The sequence below is a fragment of the Streptomyces sp. 150FB genome (genome assembly GCF_000818195.1).
In the GTDB taxonomy this organism is placed as follows: domain Bacteria; phylum Actinomycetota; class Actinomycetes; order Streptomycetales; family Streptomycetaceae; genus Streptomyces.
In genome coordinates, this window is the sequence record NZ_JTHL01000001.1 from 3,563,594 (window position 1) to 3,578,238 (window position 14,645).

Annotated in this window: 14 protein-coding genes; 5 read left to right on the forward strand and 9 right to left on the reverse strand. The window is 69.5% G+C overall.

Annotated elements, in window-relative coordinates:
• Positions 1–99 precede the first annotated feature (99 nt).
• Positions 100–2,691 (reverse strand): bifunctional FO biosynthesis protein CofGH, encoded by a 2,592-nt coding sequence (locus tag QR77_RS15160; protein WP_078876690.1) that lies wholly within the window; start codon positions 2,689–2,691, stop codon positions 100–102.
• 100 nt (positions 2,692–2,791) lie between these two features.
• Positions 2,792–3,619 (reverse strand): LLM class F420-dependent oxidoreductase, encoded by an 828-nt coding sequence (locus QR77_RS15165; RefSeq protein ID WP_040022298.1) that lies wholly within the window; start codon positions 3,617–3,619, stop codon positions 2,792–2,794.
• 302 nt (positions 3,620–3,921) lie between these two features.
• On the opposite strand from QR77_RS15165, the gene QR77_RS15170 reads away from it, so the two are divergent.
• The 3 genes from QR77_RS15170 to QR77_RS15180 all read left to right on the forward strand — a co-directional run bounded on the left by QR77_RS15170 (position 3,922) and on the right by QR77_RS15180 (position 6,867).
• Positions 3,922–5,448 carry a CehA/McbA family metallohydrolase gene (locus QR77_RS15170; RefSeq protein WP_107069080.1) on the forward strand — a complete coding sequence of 509 codons (1,527 nt, stop codon included), beginning with the start codon at positions 3,922–3,924 and terminating at the stop codon, positions 5,446–5,448.
• Positions 5,449–5,621: 173 nt separating this feature from the next.
• Complete coding sequence (locus tag QR77_RS15175; RefSeq protein ID WP_040022300.1) at positions 5,622–6,260, forward strand: ATP-dependent Clp protease proteolytic subunit; 639 nt, start codon at positions 5,622–5,624, stop codon at positions 6,258–6,260.
• A 1-nt stretch (position 6,261) separates the two neighbouring features.
• Positions 6,262–6,867: an ATP-dependent Clp protease proteolytic subunit gene (locus QR77_RS15180; RefSeq protein ID WP_040022302.1), complete on the forward strand. Its 606-nt coding sequence runs from the start codon at positions 6,262–6,264 to the stop codon at positions 6,865–6,867.
• Positions 6,868–6,877: 10 nt separating this feature from the next.
• On the opposite strand, the gene QR77_RS15185 is transcribed toward QR77_RS15180, so the two are convergent.
• On the reverse strand, positions 6,878–7,510 hold the full coding sequence (locus tag QR77_RS15185; RefSeq protein ID WP_040022303.1) for a TetR/AcrR family transcriptional regulator: 633 nt from the start codon (positions 7,508–7,510) through the stop codon (positions 6,878–6,880).
• A gap of 173 nt (positions 7,511–7,683) precedes the next feature.
• Between QR77_RS15185 and QR77_RS15190 the strand changes: the two genes are divergently transcribed.
• Entirely contained in the window at positions 7,684–8,244 is a 561-nt protein-coding gene (locus QR77_RS15190) for a hypothetical protein (RefSeq protein WP_040027991.1), read from the forward strand.
• A 59-nt stretch (positions 8,245–8,303) separates the two neighbouring features.
• Here the strand turns inward: QR77_RS15190 and QR77_RS15195 are convergent, their stop codons facing one another.
• Positions 8,304–8,657, reverse strand: a complete 354-nt coding sequence (locus QR77_RS15195; protein WP_040022304.1) for a beta/gamma crystallin domain-containing protein — start codon at positions 8,655–8,657, stop codon at positions 8,304–8,306.
• 153 nt (positions 8,658–8,810) lie between these two features.
• Positions 8,811–9,737, reverse strand: coding sequence for a LysR family transcriptional regulator (locus tag QR77_RS15200; protein WP_040022305.1), 927 nt, complete (start codon positions 9,735–9,737; stop codon positions 8,811–8,813).
• Between the two features lie 170 nt (positions 9,738–9,907).
• On the opposite strand from QR77_RS15200, the gene QR77_RS15205 reads away from it, so the two are divergent.
• Complete coding sequence (locus QR77_RS15205; RefSeq protein WP_078876691.1) at positions 9,908–11,245, forward strand: MFS transporter; 1,338 nt, start codon at positions 9,908–9,910, stop codon at positions 11,243–11,245.
• A 6-nt stretch (positions 11,246–11,251) separates the two neighbouring features.
• Here the strand turns inward: QR77_RS15205 and QR77_RS15210 are convergent, their stop codons facing one another.
• The 4 genes from QR77_RS15210 to QR77_RS15225 all read right to left on the reverse strand — a co-directional run bounded on the left by QR77_RS15210 (position 11,252) and on the right by QR77_RS15225 (position 14,641).
• Positions 11,252–11,815 (reverse strand): hypothetical protein, encoded by a 564-nt coding sequence (locus tag QR77_RS15210; protein ID WP_150130377.1) that lies wholly within the window; start codon positions 11,813–11,815, stop codon positions 11,252–11,254.
• Between the two features lie 5 nt (positions 11,816–11,820).
• Entirely contained in the window at positions 11,821–13,617 is a 1,797-nt protein-coding gene (locus tag QR77_RS15215; protein WP_052488766.1) for an alpha/beta hydrolase, read from the reverse strand.
• The gene (locus tag QR77_RS46650) at positions 13,614–14,045 is read right to left on the reverse strand and encodes a hypothetical protein (protein ID WP_040022306.1); all 432 of its coding nucleotides are present in this window, start codon (positions 14,043–14,045) and stop codon (positions 13,614–13,616) included. The genes QR77_RS15215 and QR77_RS46650 overlap by 4 nt, the downstream gene beginning before the upstream one ends.
• Positions 14,046–14,167: 122 nt before the next feature.
• On the reverse strand, positions 14,168–14,641 hold the full coding sequence (locus tag QR77_RS15225; protein ID WP_040022307.1) for a helix-turn-helix transcriptional regulator: 474 nt from the start codon (positions 14,639–14,641) through the stop codon (positions 14,168–14,170).
• Positions 14,642–14,645 lie beyond the last annotated feature (4 nt).

A 14,645-nucleotide genomic window follows, 5' to 3' on the forward strand; every position in this document is an offset into this window, starting at 1 on the left:
GTTCATTCACAGGTGGGCACGGAGGCCGTCTGGCACGACGGCGGTCCCGGTCGGAGCAGCGGCGGCAGCCCCGGCATCAGAGCGGCAGCGGCTCCCGCGTCAGAGCAGCGGCAGCAGCTCCGGCAGATGCCCGTCCGACGCAGCCGCCGCCCGTACCCGCTCCTCGGGCACCTCGCCGTACAGCGTCGTACGCGGCTTCGCCGGCCGTCCCGCCGCCTCCGCGATCGCCACCAGGTCCTTGACCGACCGGTACGAGCCGTAACTGGAGCCCGCCATACGGGAGATGGTCTCCTCCATCAGCGTCCCGCCCAGGTCGTTCGCGCCCGAGCGCAGCATCTCCGCCGCGCCCTCCGTGCCGAGCTTCACCCAACTGGTCTGGATGTTGGGGATGTACGGGTGCAGCAGCAGCCGCGCCATCGCCATCACCGCGCGGTTGTCGCGGTCCGTCGGCCCCGGCCGCGCGATGCCCGCCAGGTAGACGGGGGCGTTGGTGTGGATGAAGGGCAGCGTCACGAACTCCGTGAAACCGCCCGTCTCCTGCTGGATGTTCGCGAGGGTGCGGAAGTGCCCGAGCCAGTGGCGCGGCTGGTCGACATGGCCGTACATCATCGTGGAGCTGGACCTGATGCCCAGGTCGTGCGCGGTCTTGATGACCTCGATCCAGGTCGCCGTGGGCAGCTTGCCCTTGGTCAGGATCCAGCGCACCTCGTCGTCGAGGATCTCCGCCGCCGTGCCGGGGATCGAGTCGAGTCCCGCCTCCTTCGCCGCCGTCAGCCACTCGCGGATCGAAAGCCCGGTGCGGGAGGCGCCGTTGACGACCTCCATCGGGGAGAAGGCGTGCACGTGCATGCCGGGGACGCGTTCCTTCACGGCGCGCGCGATGTCGAAGTACGCATCGCCCGGCAGGTCCGGGTGGATGCCGCCCTGCATGCAGACCTCGGTCGCGCCGACCTCCCACGCCTGCTCGGCGCGGTCGGCGACCTGGCTGAGCGAGAGCGTGTAGGCGTCCGCGTCCGTACGGCGCTGCGCGAAGGCGCAGAAGCGGCAGCCGGTGTAACAGACGTTGGTGAAGTTGATGTTGCGCGTGACGATGTACGTGACGTCGTCGCCGACCACGTCGCGCCGCAGCTCGTCCGCGATCCGCGTCAGCGCGTCCAGCGCCGGGCCGTCGGCGTGCAGCAGGGCGAGCGCCTCGTCGTCGGTGAGCTTCGTCGGGTCGTCTGCGGCCTGCGCCAGCGCCTGCTTGATGTCGCCGTCGATCCGCGAGGGCACCATGCCGGGCGCCGCCGCCTCACGCAGGGCCTCCCAGTCGCCGTACACGTCCTCGAAGTCGTCGCGCCGGTCGGAGGTGCGGCCCTCGGTGTCGATGGTGCGGTGCAGATCGGTACGGCCGGTCGCGGTGAACCCCTCGTCGGGCTCCTGCCACGGCAGCCCCGACGGCTTCACCCCCTCGCGCGCGAGCCCGGTCTCCTCGTCGGCCAGCGCCCGTACGTGCGGCATCAGGCGCGGGTCCAGCCAGGGTTCGCCGCGCTGGATGAACTCCGGGTAGATCGTGAGGCGTTCACGCAGCTCGAAGCCCGCGTCGGCGGTCCGCGCCGACAGCTCCTCGATCTGCGGCCAGGGGCGTTCGGGGTTGACGTGGTCGGGCGTGAGCGGCGAGACGCCGCCCCAGTCGTCGATGCCGGCGCCGATCAGCAGCGCGTACTCCGCGTCCACGAGGTTCGGCGGCGCCTGGATACGCGCCGAGGGGCCGAGCAGGTGCCGGGCCACGGCGATCGCCGCCGCCAGCTCCTCCAGTTCGGCGTCCGGCATGCCGCGCATCGCCGTGTCCGGCTTGGCGCGGAAGTTCTGCACGATGACTTCCTGGATGCCGTGGTAGGCGCGGGCGGTCCTGCGCAGTTCGAAGAAGGCGTCGGCGCGCTCGTCGTACGACTCGCCGATGCCGATCAGCACACCGGTCGTGAACGGGACGTTGGAGCGGCCCGCGTCCTCCAGCACCCGCAGCCGTACGGCGGGCTCCTTGTCCGGCGAGCCGTGGTGCGGGCCGCCGGGCTCGGACCACAGCCGGGTCGCCGTCGTCTCCAGCATCATGCCCATGGACGGCGCGACGGGCTTCAGCCGCTGGAGGTCGGTCCACGACATCACACCCGGGTTCAGGTGGGGCAGCAGGCCGGTCTCTTCGAGGACCCGGATCGCCATGGCCCGTACGTACGACAGCGTGTCGTCGTACCCCTCGGCCTCCAGCCACTCCTTCGCCTCGGGCCACCGGTCCTCGGGCCGGTCGCCGAGCGTGAACAGGGCTTCCTTGCAGCCCATCTCGGCGCCCTTGCGCGCGATGTCGATGACCTCGTCGGGCGAGAGGAACATGCCGTGACCGGCCCGGCGGAGCTTGCCGGGCACGGTCACGAAGGTGCAGTAGTGGCACTTGTCACGGCAGAGCCGCGTCAGCGGGATGAAGACCTTGCGGGAGTACGTGATGACTCCCGGCCGGCCCACCGCCGCCAGTCCGGCGTCCCGCACCCGGGCCGCCGAACCGGCGAGGTCCTTCAGGTCGTCGCCGCGCGCCTGGAGAAGGACCGCGGCCTCGGTGACATCCAGCGCGACGCCGTCCCGCGCGCGCTTCAGCGCACGCCGCATCGCGTTGGCGGTCGGTCGTCCGGTCCCGGGTTCCTCAGGCGCGCTCGTCGTCATACTTTGAGCATACGTACGGGAGCACCCAGGTATTCCGCGATGTCCCAGGTCATCAGACGTACGCGATCAGAAGCCCGGGATACAGGAGGACGCGCGGGAGTCAGAGGTACGCCGCGAGAGCGTCCAGCGCGGTCAGCACCTCGGCCTCCCCGGCGGACGGCAACTGCACCACGACCTCCTCGATCCCCAGGTCCGCGTAGTGCGCCAGCTTCCCGTCGCTCGGCCGCACCGAGTACGGCACGATCCGCAACGCGCCGGGCTCCCGCCCCGCCGCCTCCCACGCCGTACGCAGCCGGGGCGCCGTCTCCGCGAGACCCTGGCCGCCGATCGGCAGCCAGCCGTCCGCGTAGGTGGTGATCTGCTCGATCTGCTTCGGCCCGAGCGCACCGCCGATCAGGATGCGCGGCTTGCCGTTCACCGGCTTCGGGTACGCGTCGCTGGCGAGCACGGACCGGTGAACGCCCTTGTACGCCGTCGGCTTCGGCGCCCACAGCGCCCGCATCACCTCCAGGTCGTCCTTGGCCAGCTCGCGGCGCGTGCTCCACTCCACACCGTGATCGGTGGCCTCCTCCTTGTTCCAGCCGTAGCCGACACCGAGCGTGAAGCGCCCGCCCGAGAGGTGGTCGAGGGTCGCTATCTGCTTGGCGAGGTCGATCGGGTCGTGCTGCGGTACGAGCGTGATGCCGGTGCCGAGGCCCAGCCGCTCGGTCACGGCGGCGGCCTGGGCCAGGGCCACGAACGGGTCGAGCGTACGGCCGTACTCGCGCGGCAGTTCGCCCCCGGCCGGGTACGGGGTGGTCCGCTCGACGGGTATGTGGGAGTGCTCGGGAACGTAGAGGCCGGCGAAGCCGCGCTCCTCCAGCTCGCGGGCGAGGCGTACCGGAGTGATCGTCTCGTCGGTGAGGAAAATACCGGTGGCGATGCGCATGGACGTACCTCCGTGGGGGTGGTTGCGGGTGCGTGTCGGCCATGGGTGAGCACAGGGGGAACAGACCGGCGGCCCAGACTATGCCGCGCCTCGCAACCCTCCATCTCCCTTCCCTTCCACGCCGGTTCACGCCTGGGGCGGACAGTCGCCGGGCACGACACGCCCACATGACGGAACAAAACAACCGGAAACGGAACAGACCGAAACCGGACGGAAGAGGGAGAGCGACCATGTGCGAGGAGCACGCGGCAGGCACCACCGACGGCGCGGCGGGCACGGACCACGCGGGTGCGGGTGGCCGGATGGGCAGACGCGGACTGCTGGTGACGGGAGCGGCGGCGGCGCTTACGTTGGGAAGTGTGAGCTTCGCGAACGCGGCATCGGCCGACCCCGGTGCCGGTGCGGGCAGCAGCGGCACCGCCCGCACCGAGACCCGGACGGTGCGCGGCACCCTGCCGCCCGGCGCCCCCGACTTCGTCCACCTGCCGGTGGAGGTGCCGTGCGGAGTGAGCGAGCTGCGCGTCTCGTACACGTACGAACGCCCCACGGTCCCGGCCGGCACCCAGGGCAACGCCCTCGACATCGGCCTCTTCGACGAGCGCGGCACCGCCCTCGGCGGCCCCGGCTTCCGTGGCTGGTCGGGCGGCGCGCGGACGGAGTTCTTCGTACGGGCGGACGACGCGACCCCCGGCTACCTCAGGGGCCCGGTGCGCGCGGGCACCTGGAACATCATGCTGGGCCCCTACACCGTGGCGCCCGAGGGCCTCACGTACGAGGTCACCATCACCCTCACGTACGGCCCGACGGGCACCGTCCCGAAGCCGTCGTACCCGCCGGAGCGCGCCAAGGGGCGCGGCAGGTCCTGGTACCGCGGCGACTGCCACCTCCACACCCTCCACTCCGACGGCAAGCGCACCCCGGCCGAGGTCGCCGCGCTGGCCAGGGCCGCCGGGCTCGACTTCATGCACAGCAGCGACCACAACACGTCGTCAGCGCACCGCGCGTGGGACGGCCTGTGGAGCGACGACCTGCTGATCCTCGTCGGCGAGGAGATCACCACCCGTAACGGCCATGTCCTGGCGATCTCCACCGACCCCGGCACCTGGATCGACTGGCGCTACCGCGCACGCGACAACCGCTTCGGCCACTACGCGCGCGAGGTCCGCAAGGCCGGCGGCCTGGTGGTCCCCGCGCATCCGCACTCCACCTGCATCGGCTGCAACTGGAAGTTCGGCTTCGGCGACGCCGACGCGGTCGAGGTGTGGAACGGCCCCTGGACCGCCGACGACGAGGTCTCGCTCGCCGACTGGGACAACAGCCTGGTGGCGTCGGCGCGTTCGGGCATGGCCTGGACCCCGGCGATGGGCAACAGCGACGCGCACAAGGACCCCGACGCGATCGGCACACCCCAAACGGTGGTGCTGGCCGACGACTTGACGCGTCAGGCGATCCTCGCCGGCATCCGGGCGGGCCACAGCTACATCGCCGAGTCGGCCAAGGTCTCGCTGACGTTCGGCGCGACGGGCGGCCGGGCGGCGCACGCCGGGATCGGTGAGCGGCTGCGGGTGGACAAGGACGACGCGGTGACCGTACGCCTTGAAGTGACCGGAGCGCCCGGCTGCACGGCCCAGTTCGTCACCGACCAGGGCACGCTGTACACGGCGCCGCTCCCCGAGTCCGGCTCGGGCACGGTGGAGTGGACGACCACCGCGTCGTACGCCGCGTACGTACGGGCCGAGGTCAGGCACGCCCCGACGGTCCCGGGACTGCCCGGCGCGCCCGCCGCCTTCACGAACCCGGTGTTTCTCGGGGAGCAGCCGCACAACTGACCCGCGGCGCTTGGGGGGGCGGGGCGTTGGGGGGCGGGGCCCGGAGGTCTCTGCCGGGGGCGAATCTGCTGAGGGCCGAGAATCCGGACGTAGCACCGCGATCGGGCCGAAGGTGGAGAGACGGGCGGCGTACGAGAGCCGCCACCGCCCCGCCCACCAAGGAGGCTCCTCCCATGACCCCGCCCCTGCCACCCGCGGTACGCGCGACCGAGGACGACACCCCCTCGACCCGGTTCGACGACCATCTCGCCGCCCAACTCCTGCACCAGCGCATCGTCTTCCTCGGTACGCAGGTCGACGAGGTGTCGGCGAACCGTGTCTGCGCGCAGCTCCTGCTCCTGTCGGCGGAGGACCCGAAGACCGACATCAGCCTCTACATCAACAGCCCCGGCGGGTCGGTGACAGCCGGTCTGGCGATCTACGACACGATGCGGCTGATCCCCAACGACGTGTCGACGCTCGCCATGGGATTCGCCGCGAGCATGGGGCAGTTCCTGCTCACGGTGGGCGCCGGAGGAAAGCGCCACGCGCTGCCGAACGCGCGGATCATGATGCACCAGCCGTCGGCCGGCATCGGCGGAACGGCCGCCGACATCGCGATCCAGGCGGAGAACCTCGAATTCACCAAGAAGGCCGTCGAGCGCATCACCGCGGAGCACACAGGCCAGAGCCAGGAGACGATCTCCCGCGACGGCGACCGCGACCGGTGGTTCACGGCCGAACAGGCCAAGGAGTACGGCATGGTGGACCGCGTCCTGGAGTCGCTGGCCGACGTACGCCCGGCGGGTTCGCAGCGCAGGCTGGGCCTCTGACATGAGCCAGTACACGATCCCGACCGTGGTCGAGCGCACCCCGCAAGGCGAGCGCGCGTACGACATCTACAGCCGGCTGCTGGCCGAACGGGTCATCTTCCTCGGCACCGAGATCGATGACGGCGTCGCGAACGTCGTCATCGCGCAACTCCTCCACCTGGAATCGTCCAGCCCGGGCAGCGAGATCGCGATCTACATCAACTCCCCCGGCGGCTCGGTCACTTCACTCATGGCGATCTACGACACGATGACCTTCGTCGGCTCACCGATCTCGACGTGGTGCGTCGGCCAGGCGGCGTCGACCGCCGCGGTACTGCTGGCCGGCGGCGATCCGGGCCGACGCTTCGTCCTGGAGCACGCCCGGGTGCTGCTGGGCCAGCCGGCGAGCGGCGGCCGGCAGGGGACGGTGTCGGACCTCAGCCTCCAGGCGAAGGAGATGCTCCGCATCCGCTCCGAGGTCGAAACGGTCCTGTCCCGCCACACCCACCACGACGTGGCGACGCTGCGCGCCGACATGGACCGCGACAAGATCTTCACGGCGGAGGAAGCGGTGTCCTACGGCCTGGCCGACGAGGTCCTGAGCCGCCGCCACGCCCCGACGCGCTGAACGCGAGCGCTCAGCGAACCATGCCCGTGCCGGAGATGGCGGCGCCGGGCGTGGGCGCTGAGTCGGCGCGCGCCTGAAGGATTCCTTCGATGCCCAGCAGGAAGGTCTCGGAGACCATTTTGGGGTCGAAGAGACAGCCGGCCGCCATGGCGCCGTCCCTGAGCATGACGAGGTGCCGGGCGGCCGGCCCGGCGGGCGCGTCGCCGACCCCTGCCAGCTCGTCCGTGACGGTGTTCAGGAACCACTGCCGGTGAACCAGGACGGCCTGGTGGACCGGGTGGGTGGGGTCCGGATACTCGGCCACCGCGTTGAGGAAGGCGCAGCCGCGGAAACCGGGCGACCGGATGCCTTCGGTGATGGACCTGCCGACGGCCCGGACCCTGTCCGCCGCCGCCTGGCTGCTCGCCTGCGCCGTGGCGACCTGTCCTCGGATCCCCTGGTCGGCTTGATCGAGGTAGGCGAGGACCAGCTCTTCCTTGCCCGCGAAGTGCCGGTACAGCGTGGCCCGGGTCACCTCCGCCTCCGCGGTGACGCGGTCGATGCCGACGGAGTGAATGCCCTCCGCGTAGAAGAGCCTCATCGCCGTGCTCAGCAGCCGCGCTCGCGCTTCGGACGCCCTACCGCTCTCTGGACTTCGGCTCATGCCACCAGAGTACCAAACCGCTGAGGGAGAACGTTCGGTATTGACAAGGGTCGCGCCAGCCCTCTCTAATTCCATGCGACCGAACGTTCTCCCTCATGGCGACCGGATCGACACCCGCACGGCCCGGCACGGACACACACCTGATGGCAGAAGCCAACCGAAAGGCACCCCCCGTGGACACTCTCCTGAGCACCACTTCCCCCAGCGTTCCCCTGACTCTGCGCAAGCTGTACTTCCTGCGCTTCGCCTTCGCCGCCGTGTGGGCCGCTCTGCTGTTCACGACCGCCGACACACTGGGGCCGCTCAGCGTGGCCCTCCTGGTGATCTATCCCCTGTTCGACGTGGCAGCCGCGATCGTCGACGTCCGGTCGGCCAAGGCGAACGGCGATACGGCTCCGGCGCTCTACGTGAACATCGCGATCAGCTCGCTGGCCGTCATCGGCCTGGCCCTCGCCGCCACGTCCGGGATCCCGGACGTCCTGCGGATCTGGGGAGTCTGGGCCGTCGCTTCGGGAATCGTCCAGCTCGTCGCCGGTACGGTCCGCCGGGCGTTGGGCGGCCAGTGGGCGATGATCATCAGCGGTGCCATCTCAGCGTTCGCCGGCACATCGTTCTTCCTCCAGGCCGGCAGCGACGACCCCACGCTGGGAAACCTCGCCGGCTACGCCTTCCTCGGAGGCGTCTTCTTCCTCATTTCGGCACTCCGGCTGAAGCGCGCCCGCAACGGTGCGTGAACGCCGCGGCGGCCGTTCCGATCGGCTGATCGGAACGGCCGATCGGAACGGCCAACTCGTTACAGGATTTCGATCGCGTTCACCTTCGGCGGGCGGTTCGGGAAGGAGATCTCGTGCCACCGTGCGATTTTCACCGAATCGCCATTGGCGTCGAAATAGATTAAGTCGTTGTTCCCCGTGGAGATCTTGTCGACCCACCACCCGCCGAAGTTGGTCCTGCCACGGTTCGCGTAGCAGTCCACGCTCTGCTTCCCGCCGTTGTGCGACCAGATCTTCAGGAAGTTTTCCCCGCCGCGACATTCCACGTGGTCGATGGCGTACGCGGAGCTGGTCGGCACGATCATCGTGAACGTGGCGGCTGCGGCGAAGGCCACGGCCACGGAGCGTACGGCTCTCTTCGTTTTTGAGATCACTTGTTCTCCTTAACTCGAATATCGAATCGGGAGCGCACTTCACCACCACCGTGGGTGCTGTCGTGCTGAACAAGCATCTCGGCGCCCGGCACCCTCGTCAATAACACAAATAGAAAGCCAAGAAAGTAATACCGGAATACTCGCGAGTGCGGCCTACGCCCAACTCGGTGTCCAGACATCGGTGTTCCGGGGGCCTCTCGGGCCGCGCGCGAGGTGTTTCCGCAGGGCCGTGAGGGCCGGGTGCGGGTTGTCGGTTCGCCAGATCAGGGAGTGCGGGTAGACCGGCATCGGCTCGCGCACCACGATCCTTCTGAGGTCCTGCCGCGCCGTCCAGACCAGGTGGGTCCGGGCGCCGACGAAGGTGGCGAGTGACGCCGACTCGCTCACCACTTGCAACAGGTGCTCCACGCCGAAGTTGGGGCCCTTGGCGTCGATGGAGAGGCCGAAGGCGGCGGCGAGTTCCGCGTAGTAGGCGCCCCATTCGGAACCGGGGACAATGCCGGGCATCCAGATCCCGTGCCGGGCGAGTTCGGCCAGAGTGGTCGTGCGCGCCGAGGCGAGGGCGTGGGCGGGACCGGTCAGCAGCTCGATCGGTTCGTCCAGGACGCGCACGGTCCGTACGGTGCCGGGCAGCCGGTCCGGCGGAATCCGCTGGGTGCAGAACGCCGCGTCGATCGTTCCCGCGTGGACGGCCGCCGTGGCGGCCTCCGCGTTCGGGAGCGTCACGACGTCGAGTTCGGTCCCCGGATGCTTGCGGTGGAAGTCCTGGAGCAGCGCCGCCGACGCGAGATGCCGGCCGAGGACGTCCACTCGCAGGGCGCGCCGCCCCGGCCGTACGGACTCGGTCGCGCGCCGGGCCGCTTCGAGCAGGGCCCGGGCGTGCGGCAGGAACGCCTGCCCGTCGACCGTGAGCCGGGCGCCGCGCGCGGTCCGCGTGAACAGCCGTACGCCCAGCTCCGATTCGAGGGCCGCGATCCGTTTGGAGACCGCCTGCTGGGTGATGGCCAGTTCGGCTGCCGCCTCGCGGAACTGCCCCTGTTCGGCGGCGACGACCACCGTACGCACCGCGTCGAGGTCCATCCCGACACCCTAACCACCCCAGGTCACGAGCACCTTCGGGTATGCCGACCGGCACAACTTCCGGTTGTTCCGGGCCGGGGTCCGGTTGTTTGATGACGGGCCGCTCCTCGCTGTTTGATCTGGGCCGACAGGACCAAGGGCTGTTCGGATCGAGCGGGGCGTGGGCGGACATGGCAGATGTGACAGACGTGGCGGATGTGACAGATGCGGCGGGCACGACGAACAGGCAGCCGAAGCAGCGGCAGCGGAAACAGCGGCAGCCGAGACCGTCGCTGGGCCGGGACTTCGGGTGGCTGTGGGGCGCGTACGCGGCCAGTACGGTCGGCACCTGGTTCGCCCTCGACGCGTTCCCGCTCATCGCGATTCTCGTACTGCACAGCAGCGCGACCCAGGTGTCCGTCCTGTCGGCTGCGGGTCTGGCCGTGGGGGCGCTGATCGCGGTGCCGCTCGGGCCCTGGGTGGAGTTCCGGCGTAAACGGCCGGTCATGATCACGATGGATGTGCTGCGGTTCCTGGCGCTGATGTCCGTACCCGCCGCGTATGCGGCGGGTTGGCTGAACTTCGTTCAACTTGTCGTCGTGTCGGTGATCGTGGCCGCCGCCAACATCGTGTTCACCGCGGCGAGCGGCGCGTGCCTGAAGGCGTTGGTGGCCCCGGAGGATCTGCTGGTGGCCAACGGCAGGTTCGAGACGACCACCTGGACGGCGACCGCCGTCGGTCCGCCGCTGGGCGGCGCCGCCATCGGGGTGTTCGGGCCGCTGACGACGGTGGTGCTGGACGCGGCCACGTACGTGCTCTCAGCGCTCGGCATCCGCGCGATCGGCGGCCAGGAGCCGGAGCCGCCGACCAGAGCAGCGAAGCTCTTCGGCGCGGGCGACATCATGGAGGGCTGGCGCTACATCCTGCGCCACCCGCGTCTGCGACCGCTGTTCCTCAACACCAGCCTGGTGAACGGCCTGATCATGGCGACCGCGCCGCTGATGGCGGTACTGCTCCTGCGCGACCTGGGCTTCTCGCCCTTGCGGTACGGTCTCGCCTTCGGCGTGCCGTGCGTCGGCGGCCTCGTCGGCTCGCGGCTCGCGCGGCCGCTGGTGGCGAGGTTCGGGCAGCACCGGGTGCTGCTGGCGAGCGGTGCGCTGCGGGCGTGCTGGCTGCTGGGGCTGGCCTTCGTACGGCCGGGCATCTGGGGGCTGGTGCTCGTCATGGCGATCGAGTTCGGCCTGATCACCTGCATGGGCGTCTTCAACCCGGTGTTCGCCACCTACCGGCTGGAACACACAGCGACCGACCGGGTCGCCCGGACCCTGTCGGCGTGGTCGGTCACGAGCAGCGCGACCATCGCGCTGCTGACGGTGTGCTGGGGGCTGCTCGCGGCGGTTACGGGCCCCCGCACCGCCATCGCCGTCGCCGGCGTCCTGACCCTGATCACACCACTGCTGCTGCCGCGCCGGGAACGGGCGGTGGGAGCCGTGACGGTGCCTGTGCCCACCGAGGACCGGGCCTGGTGATCCGGCTCAGAACTCCTGGTCCAGCTTGGTGCCGGCCGGGGCGCGGAAGCAGGCCGAGACGACGTTGATCAGGATCAACGGTGTCTTCTCCTTGGTCGACGCGGTGGAGATGTGCAACTCAGCGTTGACGGAGAAGCGCTCCTTCTTGTAATCCGCCGTCATTTCCAGAGTTTTGTCCTTGCTCTTGTTGGGCCCGTATTCGACGATCTTCCAGTCGTTCTTGGGAAGTGCCTCCCTGAGGCGCTGAAAGCCCTGCTTCAATTCGTCCTCGGAGACCTGGTACACCGACCACGGATGCAGCGTCCGGTACAGGTGCTCCGGGTCCTCGTCGCACGGCGAGACTCCAGGACCTGGCTCCGTCACCTTGCCGCCCTTGATCCCGATCATGTTGAGAATCTGGCTGGATACCGACCCTGTTTTGTCCTTGGCCTTGGCGACCGCCAGCGTGGTGGGGGTGTAGTCAAGATCGTCCACTGTCTTGGAACATCCTGTCGCTGCGAGGGAAAAGGCGATGGCCGTCGCCGCCATGGCGAGACCGCGCCCACGGTACTTGGCCTTGCCGACGGCCACATTCACTAGTCCTCACTCACCCTGCTGTATTGGCCCACAACGACGAAGGCCTGGTTCTTGAGGCTCTCGGTCCCGTTATTCCAGTAATCGCTATGACCACTGGTGTCAACATCCATACGGTGGGCGCCGAAGGCCTCGTCCGAGGGAATGTTCTGGATGTAACCCGCGTCGTACGGGATTCCGTTCCACTTCGAGACACCCCATTCGTAACCTCCGAGGCCGACGCTCTTGCCCAGCAGCGGAACCGGGTCGGTCCGTCCCGCCTCCGACCACACATGGTCCTTGCCCACGTCGAGATCGTCCGCGTTGCCGACCAGCATCCCCGGACTTCCCACCACCACAAGGTCGTCGGCGGCCAGATCGCCCTTCTGGGCCGCCGCGCCGATCGTGGTCGTGCCGTAACTGTGCCCGATGACCGTGGTGTGGCTGGCGTCGGCCCCGCCCTGGGCGCTCTGGAGCCCGTCCAGGAACTGGTTGAGCTTGGGGGCCCCGTCGTATGCGAAGTGCTTCTGCGGCGAGTCCGTCACGATGTTCTGCGGAGCGTCGTATCCCAGCCAGGTAATGGTCGAGAGCGACTCCCCCGGGTCTTTGGCGTGCCCTTCTCTCCAAATGGCCAACATACGGCTGACGTCACCACCGAAACTCTCCAGCTTCGACGAGGTCCCCGGCACATACACCGCCGTGTTCTGCGCCGTGTCCGGGTTTCCGTTGGCGAGGATCGCGTGGCCGTTCCCGTCCAGGTCGAAGCCCAGGAGGTACGCGTCCGGCAGGCCGTTCTCGCCCGTCTTGTCGAAGCGGGACTGGATGGCGTCCATGCCCTTGAGCTGGGTTCTGAGCTTGTCGCCGCCCCCGTCGTGCCACGTCTGCCACGCGGGGTTGGTGATGGCCACCGGGTACGAGCCGTACGGGTTGGCGATCATCTTCGGCGGCTCTTTGCCCAGGCTGTCGAGTTGCTGCCGCACCTTGGCGTGCGTCTCCGCGAGCACCATCCGGTTGGCGTCGTCCCGCACCGTGCTGGGTATCCCGTCCAGCGCGCCTATCTCGTGCGGATACACCGTGCTGTACTCGTCCTGCTGCTCCGGCGTGAGGCTGTCCCACCACTTCTTGTTCTCCGCCGGGGACTTGCCGTGCGGGATGCTGTTCTTGTCGAGGAACTCCGACGTCGCCTTCGCCACCGCCGCCGTGTCGCTCGCCGCGTCGGTCAGCATGGCGTCGGTGACGTCGATGCCGGGGGGCGCCTTGAGTTTACGGAGCGCACTCGCGTAACGCGCGTCCGTCACGCCCGCCTCGCTGAGCGCGTCGGCTATGCGCTGGGCTATGTCCTCGGCCTTGCCCTTGTTGATGTCGGCGCCGCCCTCCGCCACTCCCGGCAGCAGCGGGACCGGGGCGCCGGGGGTGGCCGTCCCCCTGCCGGGCGCGAAGGGAACCGCGGGGGTGTGCGTGTAGGTGACCGAACCGTCGCTCTCCACCGTGAACTTGAGGCTCTCGGCATCCGCCAGCGCGTCCTTGAGTTTGCGCTGCGGGGCGGCGAGTTCGGAGGCGAGGCCGTTCAACAGAGTACGGACCAGGCCGCATTCGGTCTGTGTGTACTGGAAGTTGCGCTCAAGCCGCTGGATACGCGACACGGCGGCCGTCGCCGACTCGCTCTCCTGGGTCTTCTTCAGCGCCCCGGTCATCTCCGACTGGACCTGGTCGTGCGCCGCGCCAGCGCGGCTGCTCACCGTGCCCCACCCGTCGGCGACATCGTCCAGACCGCTGAGCTTCACATCGCGAAGCTGCTGCCACGTCAGCCCGGCGGTCACTGCCCCTCTTTCCAGGCACTCGGGACATGCACGGCGTCCGACTGCGCACCGGTGTCCGTGTCGACCTCGCCCATGATGGCGGCGACATCGGTCAACTTCGGTCCCAGGCTGCCGCATTCGCGCCCGACGGCGGTGAGCCGCTCGTCCCAGGAGGTGTGGACCTCCGTGAGCGCGCTCAGGCTGGTCAGCCCTTCAACACCGGTCGGCGCCTTTCCCACGGCGATGTCCAGATCCCGCTTCGCGGTGTTCAGGCCCGTTCGCAAGGTGCCGGCCACCGCCGCCGCATGGGTCCAGGGTCCGTCCGTGTGGTTGAGCGTCCCGGGGCCACCGCCCCCGCCGGGCTCCGGCGCGACATGGTCGAGCCCCATCTTCGCCGAACTACGCCGGGCCGCCTCGGACTTGAGCTGCTCCCACTCCTCCCACGCCATGCGTGGCCTCTTTCCCCGTGTCTCATGGTGCCGGACGAGCGCCGGCATCATATCCAGGGGGATGCTAGTCCGAAAGTCCCCCCTTTGGCGGGAAGTCGCACCAAGACAGGGGGCCGGAATCGTCAGGCGGCGAGGCGCGCCTCGAACTCGCGCGTCGTACGTCCCGAGTTGAGGTCACGGCGCGCGGCGGCCGAGATGTCAGAGGTGACCGAGGTGACCGACGTAACAGACGTGACCGACGACGTACGGGCGTCACGCCTCCGGCTCTGCCCCACCGCGTGGATGCGGACCAACTCGTCCTGAGCCAGCGACAACAGGTCCATGAGGCCGAGGCCCAGTGCGTGAGCGGCGGCGGCGAGCACCTCCGACGAGGCCTCCTTGCGCCCGCGCTCCACCTCGGAGAGGTACGGCACCGAGATGCGCGCCTCGTCGGCGACGTCCTTGAGCGTACGTTCCTGCGCGAGGCGTTCGCGGCGCAGCACATCGCCGACGATGTCCCGCCACAGCGGCTCTCTCACCGTGGGCGCCGCCGCGACCGGGGTCGCGACCGGGCGCAGGGGAATGACGCGGGCTTGGTTCGGCGCGTGGCTGGTCACCTCC